The 18,462-nt window shown below is 35.9% G+C and carries 18 protein-coding genes; 7 read left to right on the plus strand and 11 right to left on the minus strand.

Translation table 11 applies throughout. The features are described from left to right. Window positions 1-253 precede the first annotated feature (253 nt). Complete coding sequence (locus F6K15_RS33800; protein WP_293069869.1) at window positions 254-742, minus strand: hypothetical protein; 489 nt, start codon at window positions 740-742, stop codon at window positions 254-256. Continuing rightward, window positions 735-1,652: a GTPase domain-containing protein gene (locus F6K15_RS33805; protein ID WP_293069871.1), complete on the minus strand. Its 918-nt coding sequence runs from the start codon at window positions 1,650-1,652 to the stop codon at window positions 735-737. Before F6K15_RS33805 ends, F6K15_RS33800 begins: the two co-directional genes overlap by 8 nt. 63 nt (window positions 1,653-1,715) lie before the next feature. On the opposite strand from F6K15_RS33805, the gene cbiD reads away from it, so the two are divergent. The 3 genes from cbiD to F6K15_RS33820 all read left to right on the plus strand — a co-directional run bounded on the left by cbiD (window position 1,716) and on the right by F6K15_RS33820 (window position 5,750). After that, window positions 1,716-2,855: a cobalt-precorrin-5B (C(1))-methyltransferase CbiD gene (gene cbiD, locus F6K15_RS33810; RefSeq protein WP_293069873.1), complete on the plus strand. Its 1,140-nt coding sequence runs from the start codon at window positions 1,716-1,718 to the stop codon at window positions 2,853-2,855. A 728-nt stretch (window positions 2,856-3,583) separates the two neighbouring features. Further along, window positions 3,584-5,131, plus strand: coding sequence for a glutamine-hydrolyzing GMP synthase (guaA, locus tag F6K15_RS33815; RefSeq protein WP_293069894.1), 1,548 nt, complete (start codon window positions 3,584-3,586; stop codon window positions 5,129-5,131). 490 nt (window positions 5,132-5,621) lie between these two features. Beyond that, on the plus strand, window positions 5,622-5,750 hold the full coding sequence (locus F6K15_RS33820; RefSeq protein ID WP_293069875.1) for a hypothetical protein: 129 nt from the start codon (window positions 5,622-5,624) through the stop codon (window positions 5,748-5,750). 289 nt (window positions 5,751-6,039) lie between these two features. Here F6K15_RS33820 and F6K15_RS33825 read toward each other — a convergent pair whose 3' ends face one another. The 3 genes from F6K15_RS33825 to F6K15_RS38865 all read right to left on the minus strand — a co-directional run bounded on the left by F6K15_RS33825 (window position 6,040) and on the right by F6K15_RS38865 (window position 7,773). Continuing rightward, on the minus strand, window positions 6,040-6,954 hold the full coding sequence (locus tag F6K15_RS33825; protein ID WP_293069876.1) for a cation diffusion facilitator family transporter: 915 nt from the start codon (window positions 6,952-6,954) through the stop codon (window positions 6,040-6,042). A 156-nt stretch (window positions 6,955-7,110) separates the two neighbouring features. Continuing rightward, the gene (locus F6K15_RS38860; RefSeq protein ID WP_363269289.1) at window positions 7,111-7,386 is read right to left on the minus strand and encodes a hypothetical protein; all 276 of its coding nucleotides are present in this window, start codon (window positions 7,384-7,386) and stop codon (window positions 7,111-7,113) included. Beyond that, window positions 7,387-7,773 carry a hypothetical protein gene (locus tag F6K15_RS38865; RefSeq protein ID WP_363269291.1) on the minus strand — a complete coding sequence of 129 codons (387 nt, stop codon included), beginning with the start codon at window positions 7,771-7,773 and terminating at the stop codon, window positions 7,387-7,389. Window positions 7,774-8,036: 263 nt separating this feature from the next. On the opposite strand from F6K15_RS38865, the gene F6K15_RS33835 reads away from it, so the two are divergent. Continuing rightward, complete coding sequence (locus tag F6K15_RS33835) at window positions 8,037-8,495, plus strand: hypothetical protein (RefSeq protein ID WP_293069878.1); 459 nt, start codon at window positions 8,037-8,039, stop codon at window positions 8,493-8,495. A 14-nt stretch (window positions 8,496-8,509) separates the two neighbouring features. Here the strand turns inward: F6K15_RS33835 and F6K15_RS33840 are convergent, their stop codons facing one another. Continuing rightward, complete coding sequence (locus F6K15_RS33840) at window positions 8,510-8,875, minus strand: NAD-binding protein (protein WP_293069880.1); 366 nt, start codon at window positions 8,873-8,875, stop codon at window positions 8,510-8,512. Between the two features lie 152 nt (window positions 8,876-9,027). On the opposite strand from F6K15_RS33840, the gene F6K15_RS33845 reads away from it, so the two are divergent. After that, window positions 9,028-9,216 carry a hypothetical protein gene (locus F6K15_RS33845; RefSeq protein ID WP_293069882.1) on the plus strand — a complete coding sequence of 63 codons (189 nt, stop codon included), beginning with the start codon at window positions 9,028-9,030 and terminating at the stop codon, window positions 9,214-9,216. Between the two features lie 478 nt (window positions 9,217-9,694). On the opposite strand, the gene F6K15_RS33850 is transcribed toward F6K15_RS33845, so the two are convergent. Both F6K15_RS33850 and F6K15_RS33855 read right to left on the minus strand, forming a co-directional pair. After that, entirely contained in the window at window positions 9,695-10,183 is a 489-nt protein-coding gene (locus F6K15_RS33850; protein ID WP_293069884.1) for an NAD-binding protein, read from the minus strand. A gap of 726 nt (window positions 10,184-10,909) precedes the next feature. Continuing rightward, complete coding sequence (locus F6K15_RS33855) at window positions 10,910-11,134, minus strand: hypothetical protein (protein WP_293069886.1); 225 nt, start codon at window positions 11,132-11,134, stop codon at window positions 10,910-10,912. An 868-nt stretch (window positions 11,135-12,002) separates the two neighbouring features. Here F6K15_RS33855 and F6K15_RS33860 point away from each other — a divergent pair. Together F6K15_RS33860 and F6K15_RS33865 are read left to right on the plus strand one after the other, a co-directional pair. Then, entirely contained in the window at window positions 12,003-13,949 is a 1,947-nt protein-coding gene (locus tag F6K15_RS33860; protein WP_293069887.1) for an FAD-dependent oxidoreductase, read from the plus strand. Window positions 13,950-14,282: 333 nt separating this feature from the next. After that, complete coding sequence (locus F6K15_RS33865; RefSeq protein ID WP_293069889.1) at window positions 14,283-15,746, plus strand: protein kinase; 1,464 nt, start codon at window positions 14,283-14,285, stop codon at window positions 15,744-15,746. A gap of 259 nt (window positions 15,747-16,005) precedes the next feature. On the opposite strand, the gene F6K15_RS33870 is transcribed toward F6K15_RS33865, so the two are convergent. From F6K15_RS33870 to F6K15_RS33880, 3 genes are all read right to left on the minus strand, one after another. Beyond that, a complete protein-coding gene (locus tag F6K15_RS33870; RefSeq protein WP_363269295.1) occupies window positions 16,006-16,440 on the minus strand; it encodes a PfkB family carbohydrate kinase in 435 nt (144 codons plus the stop codon). 6 nt (window positions 16,441-16,446) lie between these two features. Beyond that, window positions 16,447-17,880 carry a hypothetical protein gene (locus F6K15_RS33875; protein WP_293069891.1) on the minus strand — a complete coding sequence of 478 codons (1,434 nt, stop codon included), beginning with the start codon at window positions 17,878-17,880 and terminating at the stop codon, window positions 16,447-16,449. Window positions 17,881-18,231: 351 nt separating this feature from the next. Continuing rightward, window positions 18,232-18,462, minus strand: a 231-nt coding sequence (locus F6K15_RS33880) for a hypothetical protein (RefSeq protein WP_293069893.1), incomplete at its 5' end; no start/stop codon positions are given.

An 18,462-nucleotide genomic window follows, 5' to 3' on the forward strand; every position in this document is an offset into this window, starting at 1 on the left:
CCACCCTTAACCCCTCCCCTCCTGGGAGGGGTTAGGGGTGGGTTGGGAGGGGGAGGGGCGAGGGGTGGGTTGACTCCTGAGGACTCCGTCGTTATTTATTTATCACTGTTCCCCTCCTGGGAGGGGTTAGGGGCTAGGGGTGGCTCCCCCATCTCCCCATCTAATTACACCAATGCTACCGGATTTAATATAACTCCTGAGGACTGAGGACTGAGGACTGAGGACTGAGGACTGACTTCTCCATAATTATCATTTAGAAAATGTTGTATAAAAAATTAGTATTTTCTATTTGCGTGCATTTATAAATTATTGGCGCAAGATGCCAAATCAACTTTTCTTTATCATTATTTATCAGAGATAACTGTATACTTTGTATCTGCAAATTTAAAATTTCTTTGACAGAATAAATATCTTTTTTCCGACAGCGACCCCGCCAACAAAATATATAGTTTATACTTCTTTCATCATTTTTATTCAGTAGATTTTCTATAGCATAACTTTTAATGCAATAAACTTTTGCAGAAGATAAAATATGAAGTAATTTGAGCAAAGAATTCCACCAAGTAGTTGGTTGCGGTTTTTCTCTATTTTCGTATCTAGCTATATATTCACCAATAAAATCAATAGTCAATTTATCATTTTTTACTAAAACACATAAATCATCTTCTTTTAATCCAATTAAAATAAAATCAATCGGAGAATTTTCAATTACGATGGGAAATATTGGGTTTTCTTTAGGCATCTTCTGCAGTAAGTGCATTTAATATCTCGCTTTCAAATTTTTGCATATATTCTACTTCTTGATTAGAGTGATAATCAAAAGATATTGATTTTGTAAATAGAGCTGTATCGCGCCATTTATTAATATGAGTTTCAAACCAGCTCTCCAGCTCATTGCTACTTTGTGAACCATTCTTGTTCCAAAAATCTTTCTTATTGAGCAGAAAATGAATGCGTGAAAGAGGATTTTCTTTTCTTTGATTCTTTAAGTGTTGATATATCTGATCGATAAATTCTTCATGCTTTGTCAATCTATCTTTATCTATCTGAGCAATATTCCGATTTTTATGAGATTCTTTACCTATAGAATTATGATCCATAACAACACAAAGAAAATCTGATTCTTGAGCTATTTTTAATTGTTGATAATAAGCTGCTCCATCACCGTCAATAAATCCCAAAAATTTTGTATTATTGACTGTATCGCCTTCTTTTGGAGATAAGAAAAGTCCATAAATATACACATAAAGTTCAGTCGTTTTTCCTTCTGTTTTTCCTTCTTCTCTTTTCTCTTCAGGTATTCGGCAAAAGGATTTAGTTAAAGTACTTTTACCCGATCTACTTATCCCAACAATACCAATTTTATAAAGTGGTGGATCGATATCTGCAAGACTATCTAAAGTTTCATATTTTCCTACTAATTGTACTGCTTCACGAAACTCTTGAGGAATTGCCGAAATAGCACCCCCAAGAATAGATACTCCTCCAATACCTGCTCCTATTCCGAGAATAATACTTCCGGCAATATTAACTCCTGGTATAAGTGCAGCTGCACCAAGTAAAAAACCACTTATTGTTAGACCTACCCCTGGTAAACCTGCATAACTTTTGACTAAACGACCAGGATATTTTGACCAGTCTTTTTTTCCCATCTAAGCCTAATAGCAACAATTTTTTCCAGTAATAGTATAATAAGAAAATTATCTTAGTTCACTATGATAACTCCTGAACCTCGCTCTGGGTATACTCTTCCCGTCTTTGCTTGTGCAAGTGCAGTAGCTGCCCTCCACTGCCTACGTCAAGATGTCCCATCTTTGTCTACTGTATCAATAGATTTAATTGAACCAGCAAAAATTGTAGATATTCCCATACAACAGTTGGTCTTGCTAAAAACTAATACTGCTTTAGCTATTACTCACTCCGATCCCGGTGATAATCTCGATCTAACTCGCAATACTCCTGTGTGGGCAATGGTAGAATTAGGGGAATTTTCTATAAGTGACGCTTCAGAACAAATTGTGATTTTGGGTGGCGCTGGAGTGGGACATAATATTAGTAATGGGGAAGCAGCTATCTATAGTTATGCACGACGACTGCTACAAGAAAATTTGAAACCTCTGTTAAATTTTAATGAACAAATTAAAGTGACTATTATCTTACCGGAGGGACGTCAACTGGCAACTCGGACTTCTAATTCAGCTTTTGGTATTGTTGAAGGACTTTCTTTGTTGGGCACTACGGGAGTTTCTCAACCTTTGAGTATGCCTGGGCAACTTGATGTTTATCGGGAGGAGTTACAACAAAAGGCAGCACAGTTTAATTGTTTGGTATTTTGTGTGGGAGAAAATGGTTTAGACCTAGGGAGGAAAATGGGGATACCACCACAGCAGACTATTAAAACAGCTAACTGGTTAGGCCCAATGTTAGTAGCTGCTGCTGTTGCTGGAGTAGAGTCTATTTTATTATTAGGCTATCATGGCAAATTAATTAAATTGGCTGGTGGAATTTTTCATACTCATCACCATCTAGCTGACGGACGATTAGAAATTTTAACAGCTCACTGCGCAAATATCGGTTTGCCCACTTCTGTACTACAAAATATTTTTGCTTGTACTACTGCCGAAGCTGCTTTGAAAGTGCTGCGGAGTTTAGATAAAGAAAATGAAAAGAATTGGGTAGGTCTGGTCTATGGGGCGATCGCCTACCGTATAGAGGAACGTAGTCAAGCTTATATTTTTAATCATAGTCAAAAACAGGTCCAAGTAGGTTCGATGTTATTTGACCGCGATCGCCAAATCTTCCTAAAAACAGAAGTTGCTGATACACTTTTTGCACAAATTTGTTATTCTATTTAGAATACCCTCATTTAGAGTTAGGGTATTTGATGATAAATAAACAATAGTGGATGAGGCGCGGGGGAAAATTAAAAATTTAAATTGGTAAATTTCAGTCTCTAGCTAGAGTGAGTAATTGGTTTATAAGCCTTATTATCATTCTCTAGTCACAATACCAAAACATTTTTATCTTTTCTTTTGGAGGTTTAATATCCTACCGTCAACGGCGGTGCTTAAAATTGTTTGGGGTGATAAGACACTAATGTGGCGTGTCGAAGACTACTCATAAGCAATTAGACCTTCTGCCTTCTGCCTTTTTCAAAAAACTAGCCTTGATGAATAATTCGCACTGTAAAAGCGATCCCCTTTGCTAATTAATCAATTTAGCCTGTCAGTTGTTAGCTTATTAGTAATCCAAGTATATAGCAGTTGAAGCAAAGGACGCGGACAACTCAAGAGTCTAAAACTTAGACCAGGTAAGATTTTTCCTTCTACCTTCTGCCCTCAGCTCCCGCTGCCTTCTGCTATAAAAGCTTTTGTGGCGGTAGGAAAAATTTAGTTTGATACAAAAAGTGTGGAGAAACAAATTTTCCTCACCGAAAAACATATATTTATATCTTACTAAACTCGGGCTAACAATTTAAAAATCAGGAAAATTAACCTCAGTAGAAAATTATAGCATATTAACCGTGACTCTAACAAAACAGACAGAAAAAATTTCAGATTCCTCCACTCAATTTAATCGTCAGATGATCGTGATTCTGGACTTCGGTTCTCAATATTCAGAACTAATTGCCCGCCGGATTCGCGAAACTCAAGTATACTCAGAAGTAATTTCTTATCGGACAACTGCTGAAAAACTAGCAACTCTCAACCCCAAGGGAATTATTCTTTCTGGAGGTCCTAACTCAGTTTACGACGGAGTGGCACCTCATTGTGACCCCGAAATTTGGCAGTTGGGAATACCAATATTGGGGGTGTGCTACGGAATGCAGTTAATGGTACAGCAATTAGGGGGTGAAGTTAAACGCGCTCAATTAGCTGAATATGGTAAAGCATCTTTATCTATAGATAACCCCACAGATTTACTGACCAATGTGGAAGAAGGCACAACTATGTGGATGAGTCATGGAGATTCTGTGGCGAAAATGCCTTCTGGTTTTGAAGTATTAGCTCATACAGATAATACTCCCTGTGCAGCGATCGCTCACCATGAGAAAAAGCTCTATGGGACTCAGTTTCACCCAGAGGTAGTTCACTCCCTTGGTGGTCAAGCATTGATTCGGAATTTTGTGTACCATATTTGTCAATGTGAGCCAACTTGGACTACAGAAGCTTTTGTAGAAGAAGCGATTCGAGAAATTAGAGCTAAGGTAGGGGATAAACGAGTATTATTAGCTCTGTCTGGGGGTGTTGACTCTTCAACTTTAGCGTTTTTGCTCCATGAGGCGATCGGGGATAAATTAACTTGTATGTTTATTGACCAAGGGTTTATGCGGAAGTATGAACCAGAAAACTTGGTGAAAATATTTAAAGAATCTTTTCATATTTCAGTTGAATATGTAAATGCTCGCGATCGCTTCTTAGGTAAACTAAAAGGAGTTACAGACCCAGAACAAAAACGCAAATTAATTGGCCATGAATTTATCCAGGTATTTGAAGAAGAATCAAAACGTTTAGGACCTTTTGATTATCTGGCTCAAGGTACTCTTTATCCAGACGTGATTGAATCTGCTGACACCAACGTTGACCCCAAGACAGGGGAGCGAGTGGCAGTTAAAATTAAGAGTCATCACAATGTTGGCGGTTTGCCGAAAGATTTAAGATTTAAGTTGGTCGAACCGTTGCGCAAGCTATTTAAGGATGAAGTTAGAAAAGTAGGTCGCTCCATCGGTTTACCAGAAAAAATTGTGCGACGACATCCTTTTCCCGGTCCAGGGTTAGCAATTCGCATATTAGGGGAAGTTACGGATGAACGGTTGAAAATTTTGCGGGATGCTGACTTTGTTGTGCGTGATGAAATTGAACAGCAGGGAATGTATCACGATTTTTGGCAAGCTTTTGCTGTGTTGTTACCTATTCGTAGTGTTGGGGTGATGGGAGACCAACGGACTTATGCTTACCCAATTGTGTTGCGGTTTGTTTCTAGTGAGGATGGGATGACCGCTGACTGGTCTCGCGCACCTTATGATTTGCTGGAAAGTATTTCTAACCGTATTGTGAATGAGGTGAAAGGTGTTAACCGAGTGGTGTATGACATTACTTCTAAACCTCCTGGAACTATTGAGTGGGAATAATATTCTACTGTAGGTTGGGTTAAGCGAAAGCGCAACCCAACACCACCTCGGAAGTCAGAAGTCAGAAGTCAGAAGTAATTTCTATCTGAGCTTGAATATTTGTCTGTATTCTGACTCCTTCTTACTTTGACTCCTTCTTCAACTCTTCATAAAACAAGTGAAATTTCACTGAATCTTCATAAATACCATCAAAAAGTGGTGGTATTTTCCTTGACATCCTCTCCGGCCTAAAGGCACGGAGATTCCTACTGATCCCTAGCTCTTCGGCGGGTTGACGCTTCTTAGGCTGCTGCTACTTTGACAGTAGTCTTATGCTTGCCTCCACGTCCGCGCACGAGTTTCCGCAATTCGTAGCTCCTCCGGAGGAGGCGTGCCCCCCGGCAACTTTTAGTACTGTAGCATATATTCAATTTACTTGCAAATAAAAAGTCGCCCGCTTATGGGCGAGGCTTTAAACCCAATTTTTCGGTAAAATTCCTGCTTCTTTGCTTTGCCTTTTGTCATCGCATGGCGATCGCCTCCACAAACCCAACCAGTAACTCGGATTTTATGTATTGCGTTGTGGTTGATCAGTTCTATGGAATATTTACGCACTTTGCATAAATATAAATTTGTCTAGACGATAACTGTCGTTCATACTCCTCAAAGAAAAATATTAGTGAATCTTAAATAATTGATGTTTTTGCCTTTAACTTAACCTTAATCTTTGTGGAAAATTCTGTGGAAAACTATATTTTAACTGTGGAAAACTTTGCCTATTCTTGAAAATCTTAAAAGTAAAAATAATATCAAATCCGCGAAAATTTGATAGAAAAAAATGTTCCATTTAAGTGCCATTACCAAATCTTTCTAGATTTTACCACCTCCCCAAACTCCCCATCTCCCCATCTCCCCATCCCCCCATCTCCCTACTCCCTTTCATAAGAAATATGTTCTGATTTATAAGCCGGGGGTTCAACATGAATCATAATTCTGGCAGGATGAAACTTTTCTTGTAGACGCGCTTCTACTTTTTCGGTAATTTGATGAGCAGTTTCTATATCATCAGAATTAACAATGAGGTGCATTTCAATAAATACTTGACGACCAATAACTCCACGAGAGGCAATGTCGTGACAGTTGACTACTTCCGGAACTTCCATGGCGATCGCATGAATAGCTTCTGGTGCAACTGCCATATAGTCTACCAACCAAGGCAAATTTTCTTTCAAAACTTCCCAAGCACTCCGAAACACTAAAAGAGCGACGGGAAAAGCTAACACCACGTCTAACCAACGGAAAATAGGTAAATTCCAAATATTTCCTTGCCAAATACCAATTAATCCAGCTATAACAATTACTGTAACCCAGATATCGCTCATGGTATGGTGAGAGTCGGCAATTAAAATACTACTACCAATTTTTTGTCCAACCCGACGTTCATAAAATGCCACAAAAATATTAATTCCTAGCACAATTAATAATATCCATAGTGCGGGTGGGGAAATATTTACCTCTTGAGTACCACCCACTATTTGTTGTATTGCTCCACTCAGAATTTCAAAACAAGCAATACCAAGGAAAGCAGAAATACCTAAAGCGCCAATAGCGTCAAATTTTTGATGTCCGTATGGATATTTTCGGTCTGGTTTAGGGGAGGCAAGATGATTTGTGACTAACCCTAAAATGTTATTAGCACTGTCAGTAACACTGTGCAAAGCATCAGCAAATAGACTCAGAGAACCTGTCCAAAATGCTATTCCAGCTTTGATTAACATTACTAATAAATTTAGTAATAAAGTAATGATTAAAACTTTGCGGACTTGTTTACGATTATCGGTCATTTCAGTTATCAGTTATCAGTTATCAGTTATCAGTACCTCTAATAGACATCTCCAACAATAAAAAATCAAATCAATTTTCGCACATAAATTATCAATTATTTACCCCTACTTTGTAGGGACGTTGCATGCAACGTCCCTACGACTACTCCCTCTTTTCTAGATATGTCTATTAATAACTATTTTACTCAAACGTTTAAGAATACGAAGAACATCAAAAAGTTCATTACCAGGATTACGAATAGCAAACATTTTTGACGTAGCATATTGAGGAACTTCTGTCTTGATTAACTTAACAAAAATGAAACTACCACCCGTTACAATTAAACCATAATTAGGATGTTCGGCATAGGGACTAGCCATTAGATAAGTTAACAATTGAGCCAGACCAGCTTCTATAGAAAACTCGGCTCTTTTAGACTCAATAACCATCATTCATAACTGCTCCTTCATAACAAAAGTATCAATTCGACCTCTAATAATCACCTCTTTATCTGCCAGTTCTAAATTAATAGACTTTTCAGAACTAATGTGATGAGGATAGAGAAAAAATTTCCCAATAAATAAAATCGGATCGACTATTGCTATTCTGACAATATCTTCCAAAAAAGGTGGATTTTGTAATAAGTTAAAATATCCCTCTTGAAAGCGTAGCTCCTCCGCAGGAGGCACTTGATTAAGTAGTTCTTTTTCCCAGTCACTAATCTCTGGCAAATCATCTTGCCATTCTCGAAAAAATTGCTCGTCTCTGACTAATTGCAAACCGAAATTATCAACAAAATAGCGGAGAGTAATTTCTTGAGATTGAATAGTTTTAACCATAAATTTAATCAGTAACTTAACTTAAAAACAGTTATTAATAAATCTACAAATCTATCCTACTTATAATGCTTTTCTAACAACTCACGCTGCATATTAGTTATAGTCATCCTCACGCTACTCAAGGTTTTGGACTATGCAATGCTCGAAACCCAGGACTTAAAAAGCTTACCATAAAAGGATGACAAAATTGGTGGGAACGCTTACAGTAGTTTCTCTTGTTTTAGCCGTATATATAAGATAATAGTGAAGTGGATTTTTGAAATATGCTCATATATGGACTATTAATTTTAGTAATTATAATATTTCTCATCCGTTCCTCTAGTTTAAATATGATTCAAGAACCGAAAACTTGGACTTCATCAGAGCGAACAAGGTCAATTTTTCTCTTTCTGTGGAAGTTTCTCAGCTATCTGGGTCTGTCTGCAATTTTTATTTCTCTAGGACTTATGATGGGCATTATTGGTTATCATTGGGCAGGGGGTTTGAGTTGGATAGATTCTCTGGTAGAAGCTTCGATGATTCTTAGTGGTATGGGACCAATTAGTCCCCTCTCAACTACTAGCGCGAAAGTATTTGCTTCTGTTTATGCGCTCTTTAGTGGTTTGGTTTTTGTCATAGCGATGGGAATTCTTTTGTCTCCTTTGGTCTATAGTTTGTTAAGTCAATTTCGTGTTCATATCAACAATGAAAATTTCCAACAAGATGAGCACTTAGCAAAATGATCGAGATGTAGAACTTAAAAATAAATGATTAGAGTCGCTACAGTTAAAAATGAATTTATCTCGAGGATGTCAAATTCAGTTACTAATACTGTTTGATGGTCTATTCTAAATAAATTTAATATATTTTCTCCAAATGCTGCCCCGGCAAAAGCTTCTGCTACAACAGCGGAAGTACAAATAAATGTAGAATAGGGTAAAAGTTTGGCTAAATTATTGCTAAAACGTTGTTCAGAAGTGCGAATTACTAAACGAATATTTGGATTAACAGCGTAACCCATTAATGCTACTTCTAGATTTAACATTTCATCATTTGTAACAGCAATAATTCCTTTGGCAGTAGTTAAATTTACTTTTTTTAGGGATTTAATTATATTACCCACAACTAGAGGAATTTGAGGAGTTATATCTGATTCAGTTGCTGTAGAGCTAATTGCTACTAATTTCTGTTTAAATTATTGTAATAGCTACTCGTTGACCAACCCTTCCTAAACCAATTATCACAACATGGTCTGAAGTCGGAATAGGATTTCTTTTGGTGAATTTAAATCTTGTACTTAACAATCTTTCTGTAATTAAACCATTCAGTAAAGCTACAAAAACAATTCCTACTAATGTTGTGATTAAACTAAATAATTGGAGCAAGCAAGGAAATTTTTGTTCTAGTTTAATACCACTAAAAATATCTCCAAATCCTCCTAATAATAAAACTGCTGTGCCATAAAAAGCTTCTCTTAAAGTTACCTCTGGATATTAAAGCAAAAATAGTAATGTACCAGTACATAATAGAATTACTAAAATTAAGGCACTAGAAAAAACTAAGTTACGAATTGGGTTTTCGTGAATCCAATTCTAGTAGTTAATGACTAGGTTTTTAACATCCGTTGGTTTAATTTTTAAAATTGAGTGAAATACTTCCCATAATTTAAACTGGTTTTTCTGAGTTTTTTTTGATTATTTGTAGTAGTCAAAAAATCTGGTTTTTCAATATAAATTATTCGGTCGCTTGCTTGAATTAATTCATCACTATCCCAATGATAAAAATCTGATAATAATTGAGTAGAGTTAGGAGCGTAACTAATGACTTTTCGATGACGATTATTGAGCTGATAAACAGGACGATTATACCAATTTCCTTCTGGCTTTATTTCACGCTTGACTATTTTTATTTGGTGTTTTTCGAGGTAAAAAAAACTGATAATTTATGATTCTAAAGCAGCAACGGCAAAAGCTGGTGCAGGTAATTCCGTAGGTTCAAATGCTACATAATTTCCTAACTGTTTATCTAATAGTTGATTGAGGTTTTCTTTTGCAGAACGAACTACAAGACGAATTTGAGGATTAATTAATCTTGCTGCTAGAGCGATCGCTAAATTTATTCGTTCATTACTTGTAATAATAAGTATTGCTCGACACTGTTGAACTTGACCCTGTCTCAAAATACCAGGTTCTCTTGCATCCCCAATAATTAATTGGTTTAACTGTGAAGATAAGTCTGAAATTTCCCAATGTTGAGGTTGTATAAGATCTATGGCGTTAACAATTACACCAAACTGTTTCAGAGCAGCTACACAATGTTGTCCTAAACTACCTAACCCACATATTAAAAACCTATCTATTGATGGTGGGACTAAAGTATTAGTTGCTGAATTTGTATTGCGGGGTTGGTTATTAGGAGTCTGTGGAGACATTGAATATCTAATACAAAGGCTGAAAAAAGAAAATAATGAAGAATAACAGGAATTAAAATATTTTTAGCAAATATTTATCAAAATAATATAGGTCTAAAACCCCGCCTTTTAAGGCGAAATATTTTTGGAGCGAAGCTCAAATTCCCATTACAAAAATAACTTCTGACTGAAATGAAGTGTGTCTTACATTCTGAAGGGACCTCAGAATTACACACTCGCTTCTGACTTCTGACTTCTGACTTCGTTAAGAATCTATCCCAGTAATAATATATGCTAAAAATTCTAAATATTTTGAGAGTTAAAAATGAAAAATTAAGATTTTTAAACACATTTTACCTGAACAAATAAGCCTGTTAAAAATAGTGGGATATATTCATTAAGCTGTTCTAAATTATTCATATAGCAGGCAACAAGCAAAAGTGGGAAAAATATTCCCTCTTCTAAAATTCATCATCACTCTGGCAGTCACTTAATCATGCTTAGTGATATTATTCACTGCACAGAAATTAATGAATAATTTGTAGATATTAATTATTTTGGCGTTGGTGATTTGAGGTATGATATTATGTCCAGATAATTACCAATAGAACTCCGTTCCGCACTCCGCTACCAAAAAACTTTCTCCTTCTATCCCTTTTTCTTCTGATTATTTCTTCCTTACTAACTCCTGACTCCTGACTCCTCAATAATTAAGATTAATATCATACAACAATAATTCAGCAACGCCTATTTTTTCTTGGTTGACCAACGCCATCTTAAAAAAGCTATAACTTCTTCTGGTAACAAAATTAAATGAGGTTCATCTGAGATTAATAGTAACCAGTCTTCTTTCTGCTGACGTAGTTTCCATATAGGTGTTCTGGGATGAGATACTATCTGCCAAGAACCGAGTAAATCATGATTACAAAAAAATCCAAATTTTTGAGCATGATTGATGATTACATCTGTCATTATTTACAGCTCCTAAAACTCATACTTATTAGTTAGTATATATCAAATCTGCTTCAATACTTAGATAAACAATTTTGAGATACTATAAAGTATAGAAAAATTTTATACCATTTTTCTTCCTACTATCTATCAGCAATAAAGCAAATTTATTTCTCAAATATTATAGCTTTAATTCAAACTTAGTCAAGTATTTAATTTTTTTAATGATTAACTTCATATTTCGCTAGATTTAAGGACAGCAGCTAACTTAGTAACTGTACCGATAAAATTTGTATATACAATTACTACTATAATATTGTAACTAAAAGTGAGCGATCGCTTGTCAGAAAGTTCTACCTTTAGATATAATTTTTATTCATCTTTGTCTGGTAAAGAACAGAAATAATCCCAAAAATTCAAAAGCATTTCCTGAAATAATGCTCTGCAAACAGCAATTCAATAGTCAGCATTTCTTCAGATAATGCTCTACAAACAAGGGGAAATAAATAGCTGAAACGACAGAGAAAAGAAATTTAAAAGGAGATTTCAACCCAAGCTGATAGCTGAAAGCTATTAGCCCAGAGCTAGTTCACTTAAATCAAACACTACATAAACCTAGCTAAAGCTAATAATACTACACTATTTATTATTACTTATAAGTATTTATTAGAACTTAATACCAGACATATAAAAATAGAATTTAGGGTAAAAATACTAGATATAGAGATTCTTTATTGAGAGCATATTATCCAATCCTTTGTCATCCAAAAACTTGAGAAAAGCTTAAGTATTCTATATTTTGATAGGCAAAAATCATGCACTAAATTACAATGTATCGAAGCTCTAATCGGCCAAATTAAAATTTCAAACAGTAATCAATTAATTGCTGATGAATCAATTCAATAATCTCAAGTCATTACAATCAGTTTCGCGACGAACAATACTCAAATTATTTATCGTTGCTTCTGCCACTGGTCTACTGGGTTATACTAGATTTTCCAAACCACAACCAACTGTTTTTGTACAAGATAATCTGGATTTACCACGATATTTAAACAAATCTAAAAGTGTAGTAGTAGTTGGTGGTGGATTAGCAGGATTAGCTTGTGCTTATGAACTTAGTCAGCGAGGTTTTAGGGTTACTTTGTTAGAAAAGTCGCCACAACTAGGAGGAAAAATTGCTAGTTGGTCTGTTGATTTTGGGGAAGAAAAATTTATGATGGAACATGGTTTCCACGGTTTTTTTCCTCAATATTACAATCTCAAAAGTTTAGTTTCAGAACTGAATATTACCGATAGTTTTAAGTCTTTAGAGTTTTATTCTGTGGTGTTTAGAGAAGGGAAGTATAACCCAGAGGTATTTCGTCCTAGCAGTTCTGCTTTTCCTTGGAATATTGTGGATTTAGCAATTTCTTCTCCTAATAGATTCAGATGGGGAATTAATTTGGCAAAACCTAAACATTGGGAAGTTTTTCGAGCTATTGGTGGCTTTAAAGTAGAGAAAACTTATCAGCAACTTGACAATTTATCTGTAGCTAAATGGGTAGATAAAGATTTTCCGCAAGGGTTGTATGATTTATATTTTTTACCTTTTGCGAAATCAAGTCTTAATGCTCCAGATAAATTGAGCGTTGCAGAGTTAATGCAGTTTTTTCACTTCTATTTTTTTGGTAATCCAGAAGGTTTAGCTTTTCATGGTACGAAGCAAGATATGGGTACAAGTTTAGTACAACCTATTGCTCAAGAAATTCAAATTCGGGGAGGCAAAATTTTTACCGATATTGGTATTAGTAAAATTAATTGGAAACAAGGTAAGGTTGATTCTATTAGTTATCAATTAGGAGAGGCTAAAAGTAGAATTCCTTTTTGGGTAGAACGTAATTTAGAAATTAATAAACAGGATGTTGATTATTTTGGATCGAGCGATCGCCTCTTTGCTATTAAACCTGGTTTAGATGAGGCTATTTCCCTGACTTGTACTCATCAAGGTTGTACTGTTAATTTAGCTGAAGATGGCAAATTTTACTGCCCTTGTCATGGAGCAGTTTATGATAGTAAAGGAAAAGTATTAGCAGGTCCAGCAAAACGAAATTTATCGCGCTACAAAATTACTCAAAGTCAAGAAAATCAGGTGCAGTTAGTTGGTATAACAGAAAATAAATCAGAGATTATTCCCACAGAAATTCAGGCAGATTATTATGTATTTGCTACGGATGTTCCAGGAGTTAAACACTTATTTAATTTGATTGAGGGAGATGTTAATAAAAAAGTACAAGACCGGGTGAAAAAACTGAATATAGCCGATCCATTTGCTGTCTGTCGTTTTTGGTTTGACCGAGATTTTAACTGGAAAAATAGTAATTTTACTTCTCTATCAGGCTATCAATTAACTGATAGTATTACCCTCTATCATCGCATTCAAGAACAATTCATTAAATGGCATGAAAAAACAGGCGGCAGTGTAGTAGAGTTACACGCTTATTGCTACAAAGAAAAAGAGTTTCCTACTCAGGAAAATTTACTGACAACTTTTGAACAGGAATTGTATGAAATAGTGCCTGAATTAAAGGATGCTAATATGCTGCATCGGGAATTAGTAAATCAGAAAAATTTTTCCGGTTATCCTCCAGGTAGTTATCCAGAACGTCCAGAAACTAATAGTGGTGTTGATAATTTGATATTTGCTGGAGATTGGGTAAAAATGCCTTTTCCCTGCGGTTTAATGGAAAGAGCTATTAGTAGTGGGTTATTAGCAGCAAATGAAATTATTAATAGAGAGGGTTTACAAAAGCGAAAATTACTATCAGTAAACCCAGAAGGTATTCTGAAAATTTGATTTTAGGGAGTAGGGAGTATTCATTAATTGATAATTGATAATTGATAATTGATAATTACCTCTAGTTAAAACCATCGGATTGAACCAAATGCGGAAATCTTATTTCTTTTTTATCCTTCACTGGAGTTGCTTTTAACCTCTAGGGATTAATTATCATAGGACTTACGCATGAACGCTATTGATAGGGTGTATTAGCGCTAGTGTAACTGATAAAACCCTATATATAGTGCCTTTGCGTAAGTCCTGTATCAATTATCAATTGGTAAATGACACTCAATTGAATGATTCAATTTTACCTTAATCAAGTTATCCTCTAATCAACCCAAAATGCCAATGGCCACAAACCAACTTCTAGACAACCGATACCAAATTATTAACAAGTTGCAAGAGACTCATGTGAGCATCACATTCCAGGGACAAGACACTAGAAGATTTAATCGTCTATGTCTCATCAAGCAACTCAAGACTTCCTACGACCCCCAATTACAACAACAACTAGAAAAAAGATTTCAACAAGAAGCAGAAATTTTAGAAAGACTAGGAAGACACCCACAAATTCCAGATTTATACGACTGTTTTTCTGAAAATAATCAACTTTATTTAGTTCAAGAATGGATAGCAGGATTTAACTTACAACAAAAGTTTCAGCAAGAAGGAAAACTGACAGAAACAGAAGTCAAAGATATACTAATAAAATTATTGCCAGTCCTGGAATTTCTGCAAGAAAATCAAATAATTCACCGGGATATTAAGCCGAATAATATTATGCTCAATGGAGAAAATTTACCTATATTAATAGACTTTGGTATAGTCAAAGAAATTTACACTATAGTTAACCCAAACAAAGCCAATACTGTTATGGGTATTGGAACTCCAGGCTTTGTTTCCCGTGAACAAATAAAAGGTCAACCTACCCATGCTAGTGATATTTATAGTTTAGGAATAACAGCAATTTATCTTTTAACAGGAAAAATACCCGATGCTAAATTTTCCTGGCGTCAAGATGTACCGAATATTAGCCCAGAATTTGCCGATATTTTAGATAAGTCTATAGAAGAAAATTTGAGCGATCGCTATCAGACTGCTACAGAAATGTTAACTGCTATAAAAAACATTAAAACTTCTTATTCTCCTAACACTAAACAGCAAATTCCCAGAACCCAACCATCTCTAGACCCAAATCAAAAAGTTTCTCCTGTAACTTTAACAAACCCAGGAAATAGTCAGTGGTTAAAAATTGGAATAGTTGCCATTATTGTCGGAATTATCAGCACAGCAACAGCCATTTTTTACAACAACAAAGCAGAACAACCTATGGTGCAGTTGGATAGACCTCCAATAGAAATTCCAACACCAAAACCGCCTGTTGATCCTACTCCAATAGAAATTCCAACGCCAAAACCCATTGATCCTAAAATAAGACGAACTCCAGACATTACATGGACGCCAAAAACTACTCCATATCCATCTAAAGTAATTTTACAGGAAGAAGGAATACTTAGTGATGATGACTGGGTACTGCCATCTGACAACAGTATTTATGCTGAACACACTTTTGAAGGCACAAATGGTCAAGTTGTAAATGTAACCTTAGAAAGTTCTGATTTTGATACTTATTTAGCAGTTTTTAGTCCCACCCATCAACTACTTGGAGAAGATGATGATATTAATCAGAAAAATACAAACTCTCAACTAACAGTGACTTTACCTGTTACAGGTAGATATCGTGTAATAGTTAACTCTTACGATAAAGCAGGTAGGGGTAAGTATAACCTGCGAGTAGTTCGAGTTGAATAACAGCGCTTGCGCACCCAAACAAGAAACCGGGTTTATTACCCTGATTATTTTCGCTCTCACGAAATTTCCGACCTAAACCCGATTTCTGTATAAGTTCTGATTAAAACAAATTAAAATGCTTACGGCTGACTTAACCCAACCCATTCATAAAATTCAATCATTTCTGAGGCACAGTATTTGTAGGTTGGGTTGAGGTAACGAAACCCAACTCCCTGATATGTTTGGTTTCACTTCGTTCTACCCAACCTACTTTGAACAACTACTGCCTTTTTAAAAGAAAATTGTCAAATGTTTTTCTATCTGTCATAGCAGGTTGAGCGCCTGATTTTGTAACACATAAAGCACCAGCAGCGGCACCCCATTTAATAGCATCTTTTAATGACAAACCTGTATCTAATGCCGCTGCTAAACCACCATTAAAAGCATCACCCGCCGCCACAGTATCGATCGCTTCTACTACAAAAGCAGGTTGAAAAAATGTTTCCTCTTCAGTTGCACAAACAACTCCGCGATCGCCTATTTTCACCACAGCATTTTTCACACCACGCTTACATAATTCAATAGCTGCCTGAGTAGCAGTTTCTTGATCGTTTACTGTAAACCCAACCAGTTGACTTGCTTCAATTTCACTCTGGGAAGAAAAGGAGACAAAATTATACTTACCTCCTAAACCTTCCGGGTCAATTGTAGCGATCGCCTTTTAAGCACAATTGGCCTTTTTAAGCATTGGCCATAATCTTCTAAGGGCTAAAGAAATAACCTTGAAGGCAATTAAAGTTTTGAATCCTTTGGCTTTCTCAGATGTTCCAGCACTTGGCAAGTCTACATTAACTCCAGACTGAGCAGCCAAAATCAGAGCATCTTTGCTTTGAATTGTGGCTAACTTAACAGCCTTAATTTGTAAAAGTGCCGGACTGTTAGGAGTTTCAGCCATTGAACTTTCGATTTTAGCGATCGCCTCAATTTGCTTATCAAAGTATTTAGTAATGGCCTGAATCTTCCCCAAATTTCCATCACTAGAATATTTAGCCAATAACTCATCATATTTATTCCCTAATTCTTTTCCGATTGGAGTGGTCGGACGGAATTTTCGATTTACTATTCGTTGCCTGCACCACAGCAAAAGTTGACTTCTAGCTTCAGAACTGCCAGAGTTTCTGAAAAACTGCATATCTCCAGATTGATGCTGTTCTTTCCCCATGCCCAACCGACGCTTAAAAGCTTTGATATTAGAGAATCTGGTAAGCGGATAAATTTGAATCAAGATAATAGCTCGGAGTCTATAGTTAAAGTTGAACTCATCAAAGACTAAATTATAGTTTTTGAAAACTTCACTATTAATTAACTGACTGAGCCTTAAACGATATTGAAACTCTAGCTCATTGACCCGACAAGTTAAATCACTAAAGTCTTTAGTGAATTGTGAAATTTTTACACCATATTTCACTAAACAGCTTTGTTTATGTTTGTTTTTCCACAAACTATTTCCTTTTAAGGTTTTCCTCCGATAATTTGCTAGCCAAGCAAATAAAGGTTGTAGCCCATCTCGTTTGGAAGTTTCCATACTAGCTGTTGCAGCTTCTGGAAATTCTTCAGCTAGCTGCTGTCGCAATCTGTTAATTAAAGGGTTTTGAATCCTCAGCAGCGAATTTATCTGATAATACAAACTTCTAATCTCAGCAATCGGGTAGGGCTGGAAGTCTAAAAAAAATTCTGGCTGCTCCCAATGTTTCCAAGCGTAAGCAGCTAAAGCCAGTGCATCAGCTTGGTCATTCTTGTTAGGCAAACGCTCAGACCGTCGGGTAAAAACGCTTTCCTGATGACCAACCCACCTAACCTCAACACCAACATACTCAGCAACAATTGCCCAAACTTTGGCATAGTGAATTCCAGTTGGTTCCAACACCAAACAATCAGCTTTGACTTTTGCCTTAGCTAGTTCGCGATCGCCAAGTAAATAAGCTTCAAAATCTGCTAAACTTGATTTATTGGCATGAAAAGTCAAGGGGTCTGGTTTAGATTTGGAAAATTTACGCTTTTCATTACTAAATATTTGCTTGAGTTTTCCTGGTTGTTTCACCAACTCCCAACAAACCAAAGAACTTTTACAAACATCCCCACCAATTATTCTCATATTAAATTTTCAAGGTTCATATTTTGGGTTTTAGTAGCTGTTTCAAACTGGCATCAATAGCCCACGAATCACCCGAAATTTGTGACAATCAATTCACTCTTAAGGCTTCTACCAGCTTAAGCCAAGACCAAGGTAAACCCATGAAATTGAAAAGGTTAAAACAACCCACTTCATTAGTAAGGTTTGTGCCTTGTCCCTGACTTAACAATTACAGAGAAAACTGTAACCGACGGGTTAGGGGGCTACCCTTCACCGCAACTTCCAGGCGTGGAAGTTTCTTGGGAATTTCACCCAGACAATTTCACCCGTTCCTGGCAAAATGCCCAAACAATTAGTTAGTCATCAGGCGGTTTATATGTTGTTGAAAAAATGATATTCCAGTCTTTTACCAATTTGAGTTCGTGTTTCAAAGTTTAATTTTAAAATTTTATTTTCTAAGTCATATTCATAGCCCATCTCAGGAAATTCCCGAACAGAGTTTACAAATTTTTCATCAACTAATAATTGAATAATTTCAGTTTCTTGTTCTTTGTAAAATCTTTGAATTGCTTTGATAGAATTAATATTTATTAATAAGTCATG

This window comes from Okeania sp. SIO2B3 (assembly GCF_010672525.1).
Lineage (GTDB): Bacteria > Cyanobacteriota > Cyanobacteriia > Cyanobacteriales > Microcoleaceae > Okeania.

Bases quoted from the DNA above. Each gene is read 5' to 3' on its own strand.
- F6K15_RS33800 (WP_293069869.1), bottom strand. From the start codon at position 742: ATGCCTAAAGAAAACCCAATATTTCCCATCGTAATTGAAAATTCTCCG.
- F6K15_RS33805 (WP_293069871.1), bottom strand. From the start codon at position 1,652: ATGGGAAAAAAAGACTGGTCAAAATATCCTGGTCGTTTAGTCAAAAGT.
- cbiD (WP_293069873.1), top strand. From the start codon at position 1,716: ATGATAACTCCTGAACCTCGCTCTGGGTATACTCTTCCCGTCTTTGCT.
- guaA (WP_293069894.1), top strand. From the start codon at position 3,584: ATGATCGTGATTCTGGACTTCGGTTCTCAATATTCAGAACTAATTGCC.
- F6K15_RS33825 (WP_293069876.1), bottom strand. From the start codon at position 6,954: ATGACCGATAATCGTAAACAAGTCCGCAAAGTTTTAATCATTACTTTA.
- F6K15_RS38860 (WP_363269289.1), bottom strand. From the start codon at position 7,386: ATGATGGTTATTGAGTCTAAAAGAGCCGAGTTTTCTATAGAAGCTGGT.
- F6K15_RS38865 (WP_363269291.1), bottom strand. From the start codon at position 7,773: ATGGTTAAAACTATTCAATCTCAAGAAATTACTCTCCGCTATTTTGTT.
- F6K15_RS33835 (WP_293069878.1), top strand. From the start codon at position 8,037: ATGCTCATATATGGACTATTAATTTTAGTAATTATAATATTTCTCATC.
- F6K15_RS33850 (WP_293069884.1), bottom strand. From the start codon at position 10,183: ATGTCTCCACAGACTCCTAATAACCAACCCCGCAATACAAATTCAGCA.
- F6K15_RS33855 (WP_293069886.1), bottom strand. From the start codon at position 11,134: ATGACAGATGTAATCATCAATCATGCTCAAAAATTTGGATTTTTTTGT.
- F6K15_RS33860 (WP_293069887.1), top strand. From the start codon at position 12,003: ATGAATCAATTCAATAATCTCAAGTCATTACAATCAGTTTCGCGACGA.
- F6K15_RS33865 (WP_293069889.1), top strand. From the start codon at position 14,283: ATGGCCACAAACCAACTTCTAGACAACCGATACCAAATTATTAACAAG.
- F6K15_RS33875 (WP_293069891.1), bottom strand. From the start codon at position 17,880: ATGAGAATAATTGGTGGGGATGTTTGTAAAAGTTCTTTGGTTTGTTGG.